Raw genomic sequence first — 15404 nt, forward strand, 5'->3', positions numbered from 1 at the left:
CCCTAGCGCATCGCGGTTAGCGCCGCGTTAAGCGTCAGGCGAAGTCGCTCGCGACGTCGAGCTCGCGCACGCGGCGCTTCTGCCGCGCGGCATCGACGAGGCGGCGCAGTTCCTCGCGCCGTTCGACCGCGCGCTCGATATAAGGCATGACGAGCGCGCCCTCGCGCGTCGTTTCGTCGGACGAATCCACGCTGATCGTGCCCATCCCCGCCCATTGATTGACGAGCGTGAAGTCGAGTCGGATGTCCTTGACGCGGTAGAGTTCGATCTCGTCGATGCTCTTAACGAAAATGCCCTTGCGCAGGATCAGCCGGTCCTCGGTCACCTCATAGGTGACCATCAGATTGTGCACCCAGATCGCGGCGATGATGATGAGGCCGACCCCGACGAGGCAGAGCAGCAGGGTCAGCCAGCCGAGCAGGGTGCCGCGCAGCCAGCCCCAGGTCGAGGAACGGAAGCGGTCGAGGATTTCGGGCACGGCACTCTCCTTCGATCGAAAACCTATAGCAGGTAAATCACCACATAGCGCGCGACGAGCGCGGCGAGCAGCAGCGCGCTCCACCGCGGGCTCTTGACCCACATCGCCGCGACCATCAGCGCGACGAGGATCAGCGTCATGATCCACGCGAGCGGACGCGCGAGGTTCGCGGCGAGATCGGGCTGCGCGAGATAATAGCCGAGTTGCGCCGCGAGCAGGATCAGCAGCAGCCCGAGGACGATCCGCCGCACGCGGAAATAATGGACGTCGAGGTCGGCGAACCCCTCGGGGTGCGAGGGGAAGACCAGCCGAGCCGCGAGGAAATAGAGGCTGGCGAAACCCGCGACCGCCATCAGCGTCGTGTTCGACACTGCGATGTCGCCCCGCGCCGCCCACGCCGCGCTCCAGAAGGAGAGAAGGTCGAGCATCACGAACACCGCGAGCAGCGGGGTCAGCCAGCCGATCGCGAACCGTTCGCGCTCGGCCTCGGCGGCGAAGCGCGCCTCGATCGCGCGCCCGAGCCCGCCGAGCAGTTCGACCATCGAAAGGCCGAGCAGCAAGCTGTAGAGCGCAAAGACGAACTCGAAATCGCTCATGCCGACCTCTAACATCCTAATCCTTGACGGGGCGACGGTGGCCCGCCTGCTTCATTATGGGCCGCAGTTCTTCCAGCACCTGCGAAGTATCGAAATTGCGGCACGCATCGAGATCCAAGCCCTCGCAATTCAGCGGCGAATCTTTTTCCATTTTTCCGACGGCCACAAGATAGGCCTTTTGGCCCTTGCTCGTCATATAGCCAACCGATGTTGAGGTTGCGATGGCGTGGGTACTGAAGAAGACGCTACCACTGACGACCTGAAAATAGGGATATCCATCGGCTTTCGCGAGTTCGGCAGCGCGATAGAGCGCCGCCTGTTCCGCAAAACCCACACTCGAAGCTACGTTGGAGATAAATCTGATCTCCCACCGGCCCGGCGCCTTGGTCTTATCCGAGTAGCCGCCGCCTACGCCCAGCTTTTGATATGGCGTGCCGGCGCACCCCGACAAAACGCTCGTGACTGCGACGAGCCCTATCCATATCTTCATAATCCCCCCTGAAAATTAAATAGGAAAACAAGGCGACGCGAACAAACGCGTCGAATCAAGTTTTACGGTGCTGGCGCGATGGCGTCGCCGGTGAATGGCAAAATAGCGCGATAAGCCTCGAGGCCGGGCGCGCCGCCTATCGTCATGCCTTCCTTGAGCATCCAGTAATGGCGCACAATCTCGGCCTGCTGTTCGAGGCCGTAGCGGTGGAGCGGCCAGCCGGGTTTGAGGCTGTAGTCATAGGTCGCGAAGGGGTGGCGCATCAGGACGAGGTACCAGCGGCCGCGCTGCTGCGCCTGCCAGACATGCGTCATCTCGTGGATGAACAGCCCCTTGGCGCCGAGTTCGTCCTTCGCCGGGCAGGAGAAGTCGTCGCAATAGACGTCGCCCCGAGGGTGGAAATGAAGATGCCCCATCGGCGCCATCACGATCTGGCGCGGCTGGAAGAAGATCCATTTGCGGTGGCGGACGCGCACCGCATCATAGTCGATCGCGTCGCCGAAGACGCTGCGCGCCAGCGCGATTTCGCCGTCGGTCAGCCGACGTCCGTCGCGGTCTCCGCCCCCCGTCATGTCCGGCTTATTTCTTCGCCGCGTCCGCCGGTTCGCCATGCCCCATCGCGCTATGGTCCATCGCGGCGGGCGCGGTCGCGGCGCTGCCGTCGGCGCCCGCGGCCGATGCTTGCTTGATCGGCATGTCGAACAGGATGCGCTCGTTGTTGTTGTTGGTGAAGACGAAGGCCATCGGCAGCTTGCCCGCGCGCACCGCGGCGGGGTTGATGTTCCAGATCATCAGATGCTTGCCGCCCTGCTTGAATATCAGTTCGCCCTTGGCGGGCACGTCGGCACGGAACAGCGGCTTCATCGTCACCACGCCGTTTTCCTTGACGCTTTCGTGCATCTCGACGCGCTGCGCGAGGTCGGCGGTCACCGCGACGAGTTCGACCGGCACCGGGCCGCCTTCGACGCGGAAATAGCCGACCGCGGGACGGTCGGGCGTCGCGCCCATCACGATATGCCCGCTGACGACGTTGAGCGGCTGGCCCTTGCCGAGGTTTTCTTCGCATGCGGTCAGTGACAGTGCGGTCGCAGCGAGGGCGGCGATCAGGAACGGCTTCATGGCATCGGTCTCCGTAAACAGGCGTAATTTTCCTGTTCCCGATAAGCCCATTGAGTCCTTGTGCCAAGGATTAGCGCACCTATATCGCGGCCTGAAACCCATAAGCGGCGTGCCTTTTCAGGGCGCCCAACAGGCAACAAGGACGAGTAGAATATGGCCAAAGTGATCGGGATCGACCTCGGCACCACGAACAGCTGCGTCGCGGTGATGGAAGGCGGCAAGCCCAAGGTTATCGAAAATGTCGAAGGCACGCGCACCACGCCCTCGATCGTCGCCTTCGCCAAGGACGGCGAGCGCCTGATCGGCCAGCCGGCGAAGCGCCAGGCGGTCACCAATCCCGAAAACACCATCTTTGCGGTGAAGCGCCTGATCGGTCGCCGCTTCGACGATCCCATGACCAAGAAGGACATGGAACTCGTCCCCTATACCATCGCCAAGGGCGCCAACGGCGACGCGTGGGTCAAGGCGGGCGGCGAGGATTATTCGCCGTCGCAGATCTCGGCCTATATCCTCCAGAAGATGAAGGAAACCGCCGAGGCCTATCTGGGCGAGAAGGTCGAGCAGGCGGTGATCACCGTTCCCGCCTACTTCAACGACGCCCAGCGCCAGGCGACAAAGGATGCCGGCAAGATCGCGGGCCTCGAAGTGCTGCGCATCATCAACGAGCCGACCGCGGCCGCGCTGGCCTATGGCCTCGACAAGACCGAGAACAAGACGATCGCGGTCTATGACCTTGGCGGCGGCACGTTCGACATCTCGATCCTCGAAGTCGGCGATGGCGTGTTCGAAGTGAAGTCGACCAACGGCGACACCTTCCTCGGCGGCGAGGATTTCGACTCGAAGCTCGTCGAATATCTCGCCGACGGCTTCAAGAAGGACGAAGGCATCGACCTGCGCGGCGACAAGCTGGCGCTCCAGCGCCTGAAGGAAGCCGCCGAAAAGGCGAAGATCGAACTGTCGTCGGCCGCGACGACCGAGGTCAACCTGCCCTTCATCACCGCCGACGCCAACGGGCCGAAGCATCTGGTCAAGACGATCACGCGCTCGGACCTCGAGAAGCTGGTCGAGGACCTCGTCAAGCGCACGCTCGAGCCGTGCAAGAAGGCAATCAAGGACGCCGGCGTCAGCGCCAGCGAGATCGACGAAGTCGTGCTGGTCGGCGGCATGACGCGCATGCCGCGCGTGCGCGAAGTCGTGAAGGATTTCTTCGGCAAGGAACCGCACACCGGCGTGAACCCCGACGAAGTCGTCGCGATCGGCGCCGCGATCCAGGCGGGCGTGCTGCAGGGCGACGTCAAGGACGTGCTGCTGCTCGACGTGACCCCGCTGAGCCTCGGCATCGAGACGCTGGGCGGCGTGTTCACGCGCATGATCGACCGTAACACTACCATCCCGACCAAGAAGTCGCAGGTCTACTCGACCGCCGACGACAACCAGTCGGCGGTGACCATCCGCGTGTTCCAGGGCGAGCGCGAAATGGCCGCCGACAACAAGGCGCTCGGCCAGTTCGACTTGGTCGGCATTCCGCCGGCGCCGCGCGGCGTGCCGCAGATCGAGGTGACCTTCGACATCGACGCCAACGGCATCGTGTCGGTCCACGCCAAGGACAAGGGCACCGGCAAGGAACAGCAGATCAAGATCCAGGCCTCGGGCGGCCTCAGCGACGCGGACATCGACCAGATGGTCAAGGACGCCGAGCAGTTCGCCGAAGAGGACAAGAAGCGCCGCGAGGCGGCCGAGGCGAAGAACAACGCCGAAAGCCTGATCCACTCGACCGAAAGCCAGCTCCGCGAGCATGGCGACAAGGTCGACGAGGCGCTGAAGTCCGAGATCGAGGCCGCGGTCGCCGAAGCCAAGACCGCGGTCGAGGGCGGCGATCCCGCCGCCATGACCGAAAAGGCACAGGCGCTCGCGCAGGTCGCGATGAAGCTCGGCCAGGCGATCTACGAGAAGGAACAGCAGGCCGCGGCGTCCCCCAGCGCCGATGAAGCCGGCGAAGCCAAGGCCGACGAAGACGTCGTCGATGCCGAATTCTCGGAAGTCGAAGACGACAAGAAGTAAGACATGCGCGCACCGCCGCGGTCATAAATAGGGAGGCGGTAGCCCCCTATTTATCGGGCGCGGCGGCAGCGGCGAATTTTGGAACAGGGGATAAATAGGGGGCTACCGCCTCCCTATTTATGGATGAAACGCCATGTCGCTCGACATCGATTATTACCAACTGCTCGAAGTCGAGCGCAGCGCCGACGATGCGACGCTGAAGGCGAGCTATCGCAAGCTCGCGATGAAATACCACCCCGACAAGAATCCGGGATGCGGCGACAGCGAGGCGCGCTTCAAGGCGATCAGCGAAGCCTATGACTGCCTGAAGGACCCGCAGAAGCGCGCGGCCTATGACCGCTTCGGCAAGGAAGGCGTGCGCGGCGCGGGCGGCTTCGGCGGCGGCAATGGCGATTTCGGCGACATCGGCGACATCTTCGAGTCGATCTTCGGCTCGGCTTTCGGCGGACGGCAGCAGCAGCGCGGCCCCGCACGCGGCGCCGACCTCCGCTACGACATGGAGATCAGGCTCGAGGACGCCTTCACCGGCATCAGCCGCGAGATCCAGGTCGACGTCGCCGCGCGCTGCGAGACGTGCGACGGATCGGGCGCAAAGCCCGGCACCTCGACCCACCGCTGCACCACCTGCGCCGGCCACGGCAAGGTGCGCGCGCAGCAGGGCTTCTTCATGGTCGAGCGCACCTGCCCGCAGTGCCAGGGTTCGGGCGAGGTCATCGCCGACCCGTGCAATACATGCCATGGCGAGGGCCGCGTCGACCGGCGCAAGACGCTGACCGTCAACATCCCTGCGGGGGTCGACGAAGGTACGCGCATCCGCCTGTCGGGCGAAGGCGAGAGCGGCGCGCGCGGCGCGGCACCGGGCGACCTCTATATCTTCCTGCACATGGCGCGGCACAAATTGTTCGAGCGCGAGGGCACGACGCTGTTCACCCGCGCGCCGATCAGCTTCACCACCGCGGCGCTCGGCGGCTGCATCACCATCCCCGGGCTCGACGGCGAGAAGCACGAGATCAGCATCCCCGCGGGGCTCCAGTCGGGCAAGCAGCTCCGCCAGCGCGGCGCGGGCATGCCGGTGCTCAACGGTCGCGGCCACGGCGACCTCGTGATCCAGGTCGATGTCGAGACGCCGACCAAGCTCAGCGCACGCCAGAAGGAATTGCTCGCCGAGTTCCGCGAGACCGAGACCGGCGACGAATGCCCCGCGAGCCAGGGCTTCTTCTCGAAGATCAAGGATATGTGGGACGATCTGACCGAGTAACCAGCTCCCCTCTCCCCTTGTGGGAGAGGGTTGCGAAGACTTGGCGGCTTTGCCGCCTAGTCGAAGCTGGGTGAGGGGTAGCGGTCCAAAGGACCGCGCGAGCCCGAGACCCGCAGACCCCTCATCCAAGTCCGCCTAGCCAGCAAGCTGGCAAGGCTTCCTATCCTTCTCCCACAGGGGGAGAAGGACATTGCATCCCGCGGCGCCTCCGGTAACCTTCGCGCGATCCTCCGCGAAAGGCCTTTCATGATCCGCGCCGCCCTGTTCGCCTCGGCCCTGCTCGCCGCCCCGCTGCCCGCGCTCGCGCAGACCGACTGGTCGAAGGTCGAGATCAAGACCGAAAGCGTCGCCCCCGGCCTAGCGGTGCTCTTCGGCGCCGGCGGCAACATCGCGGTCAGCCACGGCGCCGACGGGACGATACTGGTCGACGACCAATATGCCCCGCTCACCCCCAAGATCGAGGCGGCGATCAAGGCGCTCGGCGCGCCGCCCGCCAAATGGCTGATCAACACCCACTGGCACGGCGACCATAGCGGCGGGAACGAGAATTTCGGCAAGGCGGGCGCGATGATCATGGCGCACGACCATGTCCGCGAACGCATGGCCAGCGACCAGGTCGTGCGTGGCAAGCCCGTGCCACCGAGCCCGAAGCAGGCGCTCCCCGTCCTCACCTATCATGACGGAATCACGCTTCACCTCAACGGCGACACGATCAAGGTCATGCACGCGCCGCACGCGCACACCGACGGCGATTCGATCCTGCACTGGCAAAAGGCGAATGTCTTTCACATGGGCGACCTCTTCTTCCACAAGGTCAGCCTGCCTTTCATCGATCTCGACAGCGGCGGGTCGGCCTATGGCGTGCTCGCCGCCGCCGACAAAGTGCTCGCGCTCGCCGACGAGAAGAGCGTGATCGTCCCCGGCCACGGCCCGCTCGCGACCAAGGCCGACCTCGCCGCCTATCGCGCGATGCTCGCCGACGTGATCGCCGCGGTCGAAAGCGCCAAGGCCGCGGGCAAGACGCAGGACGAGGTCACCGCGATGAACCTCGCGGCGAAATATGAGATCAAGGGCGGCTTCATGCCGACCGACGGCTTCGTCGCGTCGATCTTCAACAGCGAGAAGGGTCACCCGCGCGGGCACCGGCCGGACCGGTCGCTCGACGTGATGGGCGAGCACGACCATGGCGACGGGCCGCATTCGCACTGACCCCGGTCAAGCCGGACCGATCTCGCCCCGAAGCTCGGCGATCAGCGCCGCGATCTTGGGCAGCCGCCCTTCCTCCTCGTCCAATATCGCATGGAAGGCGCGGCGCTTGATCGCGGCCAGTTCCTCGCCCGCCAGCGCGCCCTCGGCGGTGACGCTCGACGCGACGATGTCGATCAGCCGGTCGGCGCCGTGGAGGCGGCCCCAGAGATAGTCGTTTTCGCGGTAGGCGCGGCTGAAGAAGGCGCCGAAAGCGTTGAACTCGATCCCCTTGAGCATCGCCGCTGCGCCGCCGGTGCGGATCGCGGTCGCGTCGGAGGGTGAGATGCGGTCGATCTTGATCGGGTCGAACTCGTCGAACCCCTCGCCCTGCAGCAGCGGCAGCGTCGCGATATCGTAAAAGGGATAGCCGAGATAGGCGAGCAGCAGCGCGCGCCGGTCGTCCTTGGGCAAGGCGCCCAGTCCCTCGGCGATCAGCGCGTCGGCCGCGGCATCGGCGCCGATCAGGTCGCGCCGCGCACCGATCGCCTCGATCCATTGCCCGGCATCGGCGTCGGCCGGCACGTCGAGATCGGCGAACCAGCGGTCGCCCTCGCGCTCGAGATAGAGGCCGAGCGCGGCGTAGATGGTGTCGCGCATCGCGTCGCAGGCAGGGTCGCGGGCATCGCGCTTGGCCTCGACCACGCGGTCGAGTTCGCGCGCGAGAAAGCGCAGGCGGCGGACGCGAAAGCCAAGGTCGTGGGTGCGGAAGAAGGTAGCCGCGTCGCCGCTCGCCCCCGCGCCGCGCTTGCCCGAGATACGGTCGAGCCCGCGCGCGCGCACTTCGTCCCAGAATTGCTGGCGGCGGATGGTGCGGTGGATGTCGCCCTCGGGCGGCGCGAGCCGATCGACGATGCCGACGAGTTCCTCGACCATCGCCGACAGCTTGAGATGGCCATAAGGCGAGAAGGCGAAACCGGCGCGTTCGGCGGCCTGCTCCTGCGCCCTGGCGCGCCATTTGGCGAGGCGGGCGGTGGTCGGCGTGTCGAGGAAGAAGGTGTTGCCGAACAGTGCCGCCACCTGCTCTTCGACCTCGACCTTCATCGCGTCGACGATATGCTGCATGCGGCGGATGCGCCGCGACATGCCCTCGATCGCCTCGACATTGTCGCGGATCGGCTGTTCGCGCGGGATTTCGGACATCGCGCCGAGGATCGTCGGCAGGAAGCCGGGGAGGCGCGCCGCCTCACTCTCGGCGACCTCGCCCGACTTGCCGATGCTGATCGCGCGGTAATCGGGCTTGGGGTCGATATAGATGAAGCGGCGGTCGATCTCGCGCCGCGCCGGGCGCTGCTTGAGCGCCGAGATCGCCGGGCGGAAGGGCGCGTTGGCGAGCACCGAACCGTCGATCAGCACGCGGTCGGCGGGATCGCCCTCGCCGCCCGCTGGAAGCTGCGTGCGGATGAAGGCATCGCGCCCAGGCCAGGCGACCCCACGCTTTTCGAGCACGGCGTCGAGCTCGCGCAGCGTGAAGGGCGGGAAGGCGCCCGGAAAGCTCGCCGTGGCGCGCGCCGCCGCGGCAAGGCTTGGGACATCGTCGAGCGGCTTGGCCGAGCGGCCGTCGGCGCGGAAATGGAGGACGAGGCGGTGCTCGTCCTCGGTCACCCGCGGCGGGCTGTTGAGCGACAGCGTCACGCGGTGCCCGGCAAAGTCGGTGACCGATACGAACAGGTCGACCGGCTGGCCCGCGGGGACCAGCGGCGGCCCCTGCGGCCCCGCCTCCATCGCGTCGAAGGCATCGAGCAGCAGGTGAGAGAAGGTCGCGCCGCCGAAGGGCGGTTCGAACCAGCGCGCGCGCACGAAGCGCGACAGCTTCGCGCGTACCTCGTCCTGCGCGCCCTCGCCGACGGTGCGGTCGATGACGTTGCCGCGCTTCTTCATCATCCAGCCGGCGATCGGCACCGCCCAGAATTTGGTCGCCGCCGACAAGGGGCGCGCATCGGGGTCGAGCAGGCTGTCGACGTCGGCGTCCTTCAGCCACAGCTCGGTCAACGGGTCGAGCGACTGCCCCGTCGCGAGTGCGCGCGCGAGGAAGACGCCGTTGATCCCGCCCGCGCTCGCCCCCGCGACGATGTCGGGCAAGACGCGCAGCCGCGTGCCGCCGCGCTCGGCGATCGCGATGAGCAAGTCGCGATAGACCGCGCCCGATCCATGCTGCCCGCCGCCGTCGTGGAAGGCGCGCGACGCGGCGGCGAGGCGCCAGATCTCCTTGGTGACGCCGTGCATATAGACCGCCAGGCTGATGCCGCCGTAGCAAATCAGGGCGAAGCGCAGTTCCTTTTCCCGCATGGATGGGGTGATAGCGCGCTTTGCCGGGCGTGGCGACGTCCTTGCCCGCAAGCGCTTTCCTATTTACCCCGCCGCCCTATATCCTGCGCAGTCCCATGACCCGCGCCCGCGTCCTCCTCCTGACCGCCGCCCTCGGCCCGCTCGACTATCGCGTGCCCTATGGCAGCGAGGCGCCGCTCGGCAGCGTCGTCGTCGCGCCCTTGGGGCCGCGCAAGATGGGCGGCGTGGTGTGGGAGGACAGCGCCTTCGGCGCGCCCGAAGCGGTCGGCGACAATCGCCTGCGCAACCTTTACGAGGTCGTGCCGGTGCCGCCGGTCCCCGCGCCGCTCCGCCGCCTCGTCGAATGGACGAGCGATTATTATCTTGCCCCGCCCGGCGCGGTGCTGCGAATGGTGCTGCCCGGCGCCGCCTTTTCCGACGCGCGGCGCCCGATCGTCGAATATCGCGCCACCGGCGAGCTGCCCGCACGCATGACACCCCAGCGCATCGTCGCGCTCGAAAAGATCGGCGAGCGGCAGGGCATGGTGCGCGAACTCGCGGCGCTCGCCGAGGTCAGCGACGCGGTGATCCGCGGGCTGGTCCAGACGGGCGCACTCGAGGCGGTGAGCGTGTCCGCCGACGCGCCTTATCCCGAACCCGACCCGGCCTTCGCGCCGCCCGAGCTTTCCGATGAGCAGACCGCGGCGGCGGCGGAGCTCCGCGACGCCGTCACGGCGGCGAAATTCGAGACGCTGCTGCTCGACGGCGTCACTGGGTCGGGCAAGACCGAAGTCTATATGGAGGCGATCGCCGCCGCGGTCGACGCGGGGCGGCAGACGCTCGTGCTGCTCCCCGAGATCGCGCTCACCGAGCCGATGCTGACGCGCTTTGCGGCGCGCTTCGGATGCGAGCCGGTGCCCTGGCATTCGGGCCTCCGCGCGACCGAGCGGCGCCGCGCCTGGCATGCTATCGCCAATGGGGAAGCAAAGATCGTCGTCGGCGCGCGCTCGGCCTTGTTCCTGCCCTATGCCAATCTCGGCCTGATCGTCGTCGACGAGGCGCATGAGACCAGCTTCAAGCAGGAAGACGGCGTCCATTATCATGCGCGCGACGTCGCGGTGATGCGCGGACATTTCGAGGGGCTGCCGGTAGTGCTCGCAAGTGCGACCCCAGCGCTCGAAAGCCTCGCGATGGTCGAGGCGGGGCGCTATCGCCATATCAAGCTGCCCGCGCGCTTCGGCGGCGCGACCCTGCCCGATCTCGCGGCGATCGACATGCGTCACGACCCGCCCGACCGCGGCACCTGGCTCGCGCCGCCGCTGGTCGATGCACTCGCCGACCGCCTCGCCAAGGGCGAGCAGAGCCTGCTGTTCCTCAACCGCCGCGGTTTTGCGCCGCTGACGCTCTGTCGCACCTGCGGCCATCGCATCCAGTGCCCCAATTGCACCGCATGGATGGTCGAGCACCGGCTGGTCCACCGCCTCGCCTGCCACCATTGCGGGCACGTCATGCCGCCGCCGCGGCTGTGCCCCGAATGCGAGGACGAGGACAGCCTGGTCGCCTGCGGCCCCGGGGTCGAGCGCGTCGCCGACGAGGTGGCGCTGCGTTTTCCCGAGGCGCGCGTCGCGATCGTCACCTCGGACACGCTCTGGTCGCCCGCGAAAGCGGCGGAGTTCGTCGACAATGTCGAGGGCGGGCTGGTCGACATCATCATCGGGACGCAGCTCGTCACCAAGGGCTATCATTTCCCGAACCTCACGCTCGTCGGCGTGGTCGATGCCGACCTCGGCCTCGACGGCGGCGACCTCCGTGCCTCGGAGCGCACCTTCCAGCAGATCGCGCAGGTCGCGGGGCGCGCGGGGCGCGGGGTCAAGCCCGGGGAGGTGCTGATCCAGACGCGTGTTCCCGACGCTCCAGTCATGGCGGCGCTGGTCGCGAACGACCGCGACGGTTTTTACGCCGCCGAGGCCGCGGCGCGGAAGTTCGCCGGCGCCCCGCCCTATGGCCGCTTCGCCGCGCTGGTCATCTCGTCCGAAGATATCGAGGTCGCGCGCGGCGTCGCCAAGAGGCTCGGCGACAAGGCGCCCGTCGCCGAGGGCCTCGCCGTATACGGCCCTGCGCCAGCCCCGCTCGCGATGTTGCGCGGCCGCCATCGCTTCCGGCTCTTGCTCCACGCGCCGCGCAGTTTCGACCTGCAGGGCACGATCCGCGAATGGGTCGGGCGGATCGACTGGCCGAGCAAGGCCCGCCTCGCGATCGACATCGACCCCTATAGCTTCGTCTGATCGCGCGAGCCCAGTCGGCCGCCTTCGACCGCCAAATGACGCTCAATAGTCGGGTTCGGCGCCGCCCAGAACCTGCGCCGCCTGCTGCTGCAGCCACGCCATCGCGGCGGCCCAAGGCTGGTGCCCGTGGCTGATCCGCGCGACGCCGAGTTCGGCGAGTTCCTGGTGCGTCGGGCCGCCCTTGCCGCGCAGGATGTTCACCGGCAGCGGCGAGCCCTCGCAGATCGCGCCGATGCATTTGGGGTCGAGCAGAAAAGGCACGAACAGCGACCCCGCCCCCGCATCGGCATAGGCACGCGCGCGTTCGAGCGTGTCCGCGACGAGCGCGTCGCCGTCCTTCGCGATATCAGCGCCGCGGAAGGTGTCGCAGCGCGCGTTGACGAAGATGCCGGTGTCGGCGGCGGTCCGGTAACGCGCGACCGCCTCTGCGACCGGCAGCAGCGCGCTCTCACCCGGCAGCCGGTCCTCCATGTTGATCCCCGCCGCGCCGGCTTCGCGGGCCCGGCCGATCGACACCGCGACTGCGGCCGGATCGGCGCCATAGCCCGATTCCATGTCGATCGTGACCGGCAGGTCGGTGACCGCCAGGATGCGCGCCAGATTTTCGAACACATCCTCGAGCGGGAAATCCTCGCCGTCATTCCGCCCCTGCGCCCCCGCGACGCCATAGCTGCCGGTCGCGATCGCCCTGGCGCCTGCCGCGGCGACCGCCTTGGCGCTCCCGGCATCCCAGATGTTGACGAGAATCAGCGGGTCGCCGGGGACGTGCAGCGCGCGAAAGGCGGCGATCTTGTCGGTCATGGTCTTGTCTCCTCCTGGGGTACCCCGGCTGGGGCGGTCGATGAATCGGCCGTTGTCAGCCAGTTGATGCATTTGTTTCGGTTGATATAGTCGCCCAGCGAAAATTTACCGGGGAAAACAAATGATCGCATATCTGAGAACCGCGTTGCGCGGCGGCCTTGTCGCTGCGCTCCTTGCCTCGAGCAGCGCCGCCCACGCCGAATGGTGGGAAGCCGAGACAAATCATTTCATCATCATCGCCGAAAGCGACAAGGCCGATGCCGAGCGCTTTGCGTCGCGGCTCGAACGCTTCGACAATGCGCTGCGCTTCCTGCAGCGGCTTCCCATTCCCGGCCCCGACGTCGGCCCGACGAACAAGGTGCGCGTCTACCGGTTCGGTGACCCTTTCGAGATCGGCGAGCTGGCGACCAACGGCGGCGGCCGGGCGGGGATCAACGGCTTTTATGTCGGGCGTGCCGGCGCCTCGGTCGCCTTCGCGCCGACCGAGGCCGACGACAGCATGCGGTTCGACCGCAACCTCGACCGGCGGCAGCTGATCCAGCGCACCGCACTGACGCCCGAAGGCACATTGTTTCACGAATATGTGCATCATTTCATGCTGCAGCGTTTCAACACCACCTATCCGCACTGGTATGTCGAGGGGTTCGCCGAACTTTATGGAACGATCCAGTTGCTCGACGGCGGCGCCTTCAAGGTCGGCGACGTGCCGCAGCATCGCGGCCCCGACTTGGCGCGGTTCGGCGACGTCAAGCTGACCAAATTGTTCGATCACAGCAAGAAGCTGAGCGTTCAGGAAAGATATCAGTCCTATTCCTTCGGCTGGCTGCTCGCGCACTATCTGAATTTCAGGAAGGAACGGCAGGGCCAGCTTCGCGACTATCTGAAGGCGCTCAACACCGGCGAAGACAGTTTGGCTGCGGCGACGCGCGTTTTCGGCGATCTCGACATATTGCAGAAGGAGCTGCAGAAATACAGAAACGGCCCCTTCCCCGGCTATGAGGTGATCCCGGCCGATTATGTCGAGCCGGTCGTCAAAATGCGCCGCCTGACGCCCGGCGAGGAGGCGGTGATCGAGGGGCAAATCCGCAGCGAACGCGGGGTCGATCGAAGCGGCGCGCGCCGCGTGGTCCACAGCATCGGCGGCAAGGAAACCGTCTATCCCGACAATCTCGCCGTGCAATTGGCCGTCGCCGAAGCCTATTCCGACGCGCGCGAATTCGACAAGGGCGAAGCGGTGCTCAAGCGCGCGCTGGCGATCGATCCGGATTCGCAGAAGGCGCATGTCCTGATGGGATCGCTGATTTCCGCGCGCGCCCAGGCGCAAAAGGAGCCCGCGCTCTATGCCAAGGCGCGCACCTGGTTCGCGGATGCCGTCCGGCTCGACCCGAAGGATCCGCGCGCGGCGATGGGTCTCTACATGAGCTATTACGAGGCGCGCGAACCGATCCCCGAATCGGCGCTGCTGACGCTGGAGGCGGTTTTCGATCATTCCTCGCACGACCCGAATTACCGGTTGATCCTGGCGCGGCAATTGCTCGACGAAAACCGCGGCAAGGCCGCGCGCTCGGTGCTCGCTCCGCTAGCATTCTCCGCGCACAAGCAGGAGGAGGCGAACAAGATCGCTACCATCGTCGAAGAGATCGACGCCGGAAAGATCCAGGAAGCGCGCACAACGATGGCGGCGATCTTCGCCGAAGCCAAAAAGGAGGCGGGCGACTGACCGCCTAACCGCGCCGGGCTCCGTCGGGAGTCCGGCGACGGCTGCGGTCAGCATCCCTCGCGCTTCAGCAATTCTTCCTTGATCGGCAGGCCATAGGCATAGCCGCCCAATGACCCGTCGCTGCGCACCACACGGTGGCACGGAATCAGCACCGCCACGTTATTGGCGCCATTGGCGCTGCCCGCGGCGCGCACCGCCGTGGGCTTGCCGACCGCCGCGGCGATGTCGGTGTAGCTGCGCGTCTCGCCCGCGGGAATTTTCCTGAGTTCGCGCCACACCGCTTCCTGGAAGGCGGTGCCCTTCACGTCGATCGGGATATGGTCGAAGCCATGAACCGGTGCCTCGACTGCGGCGACGACTTCTTTCAGCAGCGCTTCGAAATCCTCGCCGCCCTCGACCAGCTCGGCCGCGGGAAAGCGCTCCTCGAGCGCCTCGCGCCCCTCGGCGAAGCTCAGGCGGCACACGCCCTTGGCGGTCGCCGCTACGAGCATGTCGCCGAGGCTGGTCGGCACCACCGCCCAGTGGATCGTCGCACCCTTGCCGCCGCTCACCCATGCCGAAGCCGTCATGCCCATGCGTCCCTCCATATTCTCATAAAAGCGCGACGGCCCCGAAAAGCCCGCATCGTAAATGGCGTCGGTCACCCGGCGGCCGCCGCTCAGCGCAGCCCGTGCGCGCTCCTCGCGCAAGGCGCGGGCATAAGCGGCGGGCGACAGCCCGGTGTGGCGGGTGAAGACGCGCTGGAAATGCGTCGGCGAATAGCCCGTGCGCGCGGCGAGATCGGCGAGCGCGAGCGGCTCTTCGCTCGCCTTGATCGCGGCGATCGCCTTGATCACCGCGCTTTCGTCGCGCGCGACATCGTCGGGCAGGCAGCGCTTGCACGGGCGCAGCCCCGTCGCGCGCGCCGCGGCGCCGTCGGGAAAGAAGCGGACGTTCGACCGCAACGGATGGCGCGCGGCGCAGCTTGGGCGGCAATAGATGCCGGTGGTGAGTACTCCGGTGACGAAGCGGCCGTCCTGCGCCTTGTCGCGCGCCTGCACCGCTTCCCAGCGCTCGTCGTCGGTCATGGTCTCGAACGCCATG

The 15404-nt window shown here is 66.8% G+C and carries 13 protein-coding genes; 5 read left to right on the top strand and 8 right to left on the bottom strand.

Annotation, left to right across the window (positions count from 1 at the left end):
• Positions 1–34 precede the first annotated feature (34 nt).
• The 5 genes from BWQ93_RS13545 to BWQ93_RS13565 form a co-directional block, all read right to left on the bottom strand.
• On the bottom strand, positions 35–478 hold the full coding sequence (locus tag BWQ93_RS13545) for a PH domain-containing protein (protein ID WP_083720886.1): 444 nt from the start codon (positions 476–478) through the stop codon (positions 35–37).
• 23 nt (positions 479–501) lie between these two features.
• Entirely contained in the window at positions 502–1074 is a 573-nt protein-coding gene (locus BWQ93_RS13550) for a hypothetical protein (RefSeq protein ID WP_077032410.1), read from the bottom strand.
• A 16-nt stretch (positions 1075–1090) separates the two neighbouring features.
• A complete protein-coding gene (locus tag BWQ93_RS13555; RefSeq protein WP_156878238.1) occupies positions 1091–1564 on the bottom strand; it encodes a CC0125/CC1285 family lipoprotein in 474 nt (157 codons plus the stop codon).
• A 62-nt stretch (positions 1565–1626) separates the two neighbouring features.
• Positions 1627–2136, bottom strand: a complete 510-nt coding sequence (locus BWQ93_RS13560) for a vgr related protein (RefSeq protein ID WP_077031010.1) — start codon at positions 2134–2136, stop codon at positions 1627–1629.
• Positions 2137–2143: 7 nt separating this feature from the next.
• Positions 2144–2683, bottom strand: a complete 540-nt coding sequence (locus BWQ93_RS13565) for a copper chaperone PCu(A)C (protein WP_077031011.1) — start codon at positions 2681–2683, stop codon at positions 2144–2146.
• A gap of 153 nt (positions 2684–2836) precedes the next feature.
• On the opposite strand from BWQ93_RS13565, the gene dnaK reads away from it, so the two are divergent.
• The 3 genes from dnaK (at position 2837) to BWQ93_RS13580 (ending at position 7211) form a co-directional block, all read left to right on the top strand.
• On the top strand, positions 2837–4744 hold the full coding sequence (gene dnaK / locus BWQ93_RS13570; RefSeq protein WP_077031012.1) for a molecular chaperone DnaK: 1908 nt from the start codon (positions 2837–2839) through the stop codon (positions 4742–4744).
• Between the two features lie 133 nt (positions 4745–4877).
• On the top strand, positions 4878–6002 hold the full coding sequence (gene dnaJ, locus BWQ93_RS13575) for a molecular chaperone DnaJ (RefSeq protein WP_077031013.1): 1125 nt from the start codon (positions 4878–4880) through the stop codon (positions 6000–6002).
• A gap of 246 nt (positions 6003–6248) precedes the next feature.
• The gene (locus tag BWQ93_RS13580; protein ID WP_077031014.1) at positions 6249–7211 is read left to right on the top strand and encodes an MBL fold metallo-hydrolase; all 963 of its coding nucleotides are present in this window, start codon (positions 6249–6251) and stop codon (positions 7209–7211) included.
• A 6-nt stretch (positions 7212–7217) separates the two neighbouring features.
• Here BWQ93_RS13580 and BWQ93_RS13585 read toward each other — a convergent pair whose 3' ends face one another.
• A complete protein-coding gene (locus BWQ93_RS13585) occupies positions 7218–9536 on the bottom strand; it encodes a patatin-like protein (RefSeq protein WP_077031015.1) in 2319 nt (772 codons plus the stop codon).
• Between the two features lie 95 nt (positions 9537–9631).
• Between BWQ93_RS13585 and BWQ93_RS13590 the strand changes: the two genes are divergently transcribed.
• On the top strand, positions 9632–11800 hold the full coding sequence (locus BWQ93_RS13590; RefSeq protein ID WP_077031016.1) for a primosomal protein N': 2169 nt from the start codon (positions 9632–9634) through the stop codon (positions 11798–11800).
• A gap of 42 nt (positions 11801–11842) precedes the next feature.
• Here BWQ93_RS13590 and BWQ93_RS13595 read toward each other — a convergent pair whose 3' ends face one another.
• Positions 11843–12601, bottom strand: coding sequence for an isocitrate lyase/PEP mutase family protein (locus BWQ93_RS13595; protein ID WP_077031017.1), 759 nt, complete (start codon positions 12599–12601; stop codon positions 11843–11845).
• Positions 12602–12722: 121 nt separating this feature from the next.
• Here BWQ93_RS13595 and BWQ93_RS13600 point away from each other — a divergent pair, with 121 nt between their 5' ends.
• On the top strand, positions 12723–14321 hold the full coding sequence (locus BWQ93_RS13600) for a tetratricopeptide repeat protein (protein WP_077031018.1): 1599 nt from the start codon (positions 12723–12725) through the stop codon (positions 14319–14321).
• 47 nt (positions 14322–14368) lie between these two features.
• On the opposite strand, the gene ada is transcribed toward BWQ93_RS13600, so the two are convergent.
• Positions 14369–15403 (bottom strand): bifunctional DNA-binding transcriptional regulator/O6-methylguanine-DNA methyltransferase Ada, encoded by a 1035-nt coding sequence (gene ada / locus BWQ93_RS13605; protein ID WP_156878239.1) that lies wholly within the window; start codon positions 15401–15403, stop codon positions 14369–14371.
• Between the last annotated feature and the right edge of the window lies 1 nt (position 15404).

Origin of the sequence: Sphingopyxis sp. QXT-31, assembly GCF_001984035.1 — a bacterium.
GTDB lineage: Bacteria > Pseudomonadota > Alphaproteobacteria > Sphingomonadales > Sphingomonadaceae > Sphingopyxis.

Excerpts from the sequence above, each read along its gene's own strand:
- BWQ93_RS13550 (WP_077032410.1), bottom strand. The coding sequence starts at position 1,074 with ATGAGCGATTTCGAGTTCGTCTTTGCGCTCTACAGCTTGCTGCTCGGC.
- BWQ93_RS13555 (WP_156878238.1), bottom strand. The coding sequence starts at position 1,564 with ATGAAGATATGGATAGGGCTCGTCGCAGTCACGAGCGTTTTGTCGGGG.
- BWQ93_RS13560 (WP_077031010.1), bottom strand. The coding sequence starts at position 2,136 with ATGACGGGGGGCGGAGACCGCGACGGACGTCGGCTGACCGACGGCGAA.
- BWQ93_RS13565 (WP_077031011.1), bottom strand. The coding sequence starts at position 2,683 with ATGAAGCCGTTCCTGATCGCCGCCCTCGCTGCGACCGCACTGTCACTG.
- dnaK (WP_077031012.1), top strand. The coding sequence starts at position 2,837 with ATGGCCAAAGTGATCGGGATCGACCTCGGCACCACGAACAGCTGCGTC.
- dnaJ (WP_077031013.1), top strand. The coding sequence starts at position 4,878 with ATGTCGCTCGACATCGATTATTACCAACTGCTCGAAGTCGAGCGCAGC.
- BWQ93_RS13580 (WP_077031014.1), top strand. The coding sequence starts at position 6,249 with ATGATCCGCGCCGCCCTGTTCGCCTCGGCCCTGCTCGCCGCCCCGCTG.
- BWQ93_RS13585 (WP_077031015.1), bottom strand. The coding sequence starts at position 9,536 with ATGCGGGAAAAGGAACTGCGCTTCGCCCTGATTTGCTACGGCGGCATC.
- BWQ93_RS13590 (WP_077031016.1), top strand. The coding sequence starts at position 9,632 with ATGACCCGCGCCCGCGTCCTCCTCCTGACCGCCGCCCTCGGCCCGCTC.
- BWQ93_RS13595 (WP_077031017.1), bottom strand. The coding sequence starts at position 12,601 with ATGACCGACAAGATCGCCGCCTTTCGCGCGCTGCACGTCCCCGGCGAC.
- BWQ93_RS13600 (WP_077031018.1), top strand. The coding sequence starts at position 12,723 with ATGATCGCATATCTGAGAACCGCGTTGCGCGGCGGCCTTGTCGCTGCG.
- ada (WP_156878239.1), bottom strand. The coding sequence starts at position 15,403 with ATGGCGTTCGAGACCATGACCGACGACGAGCGCTGGGAAGCGGTGCAG.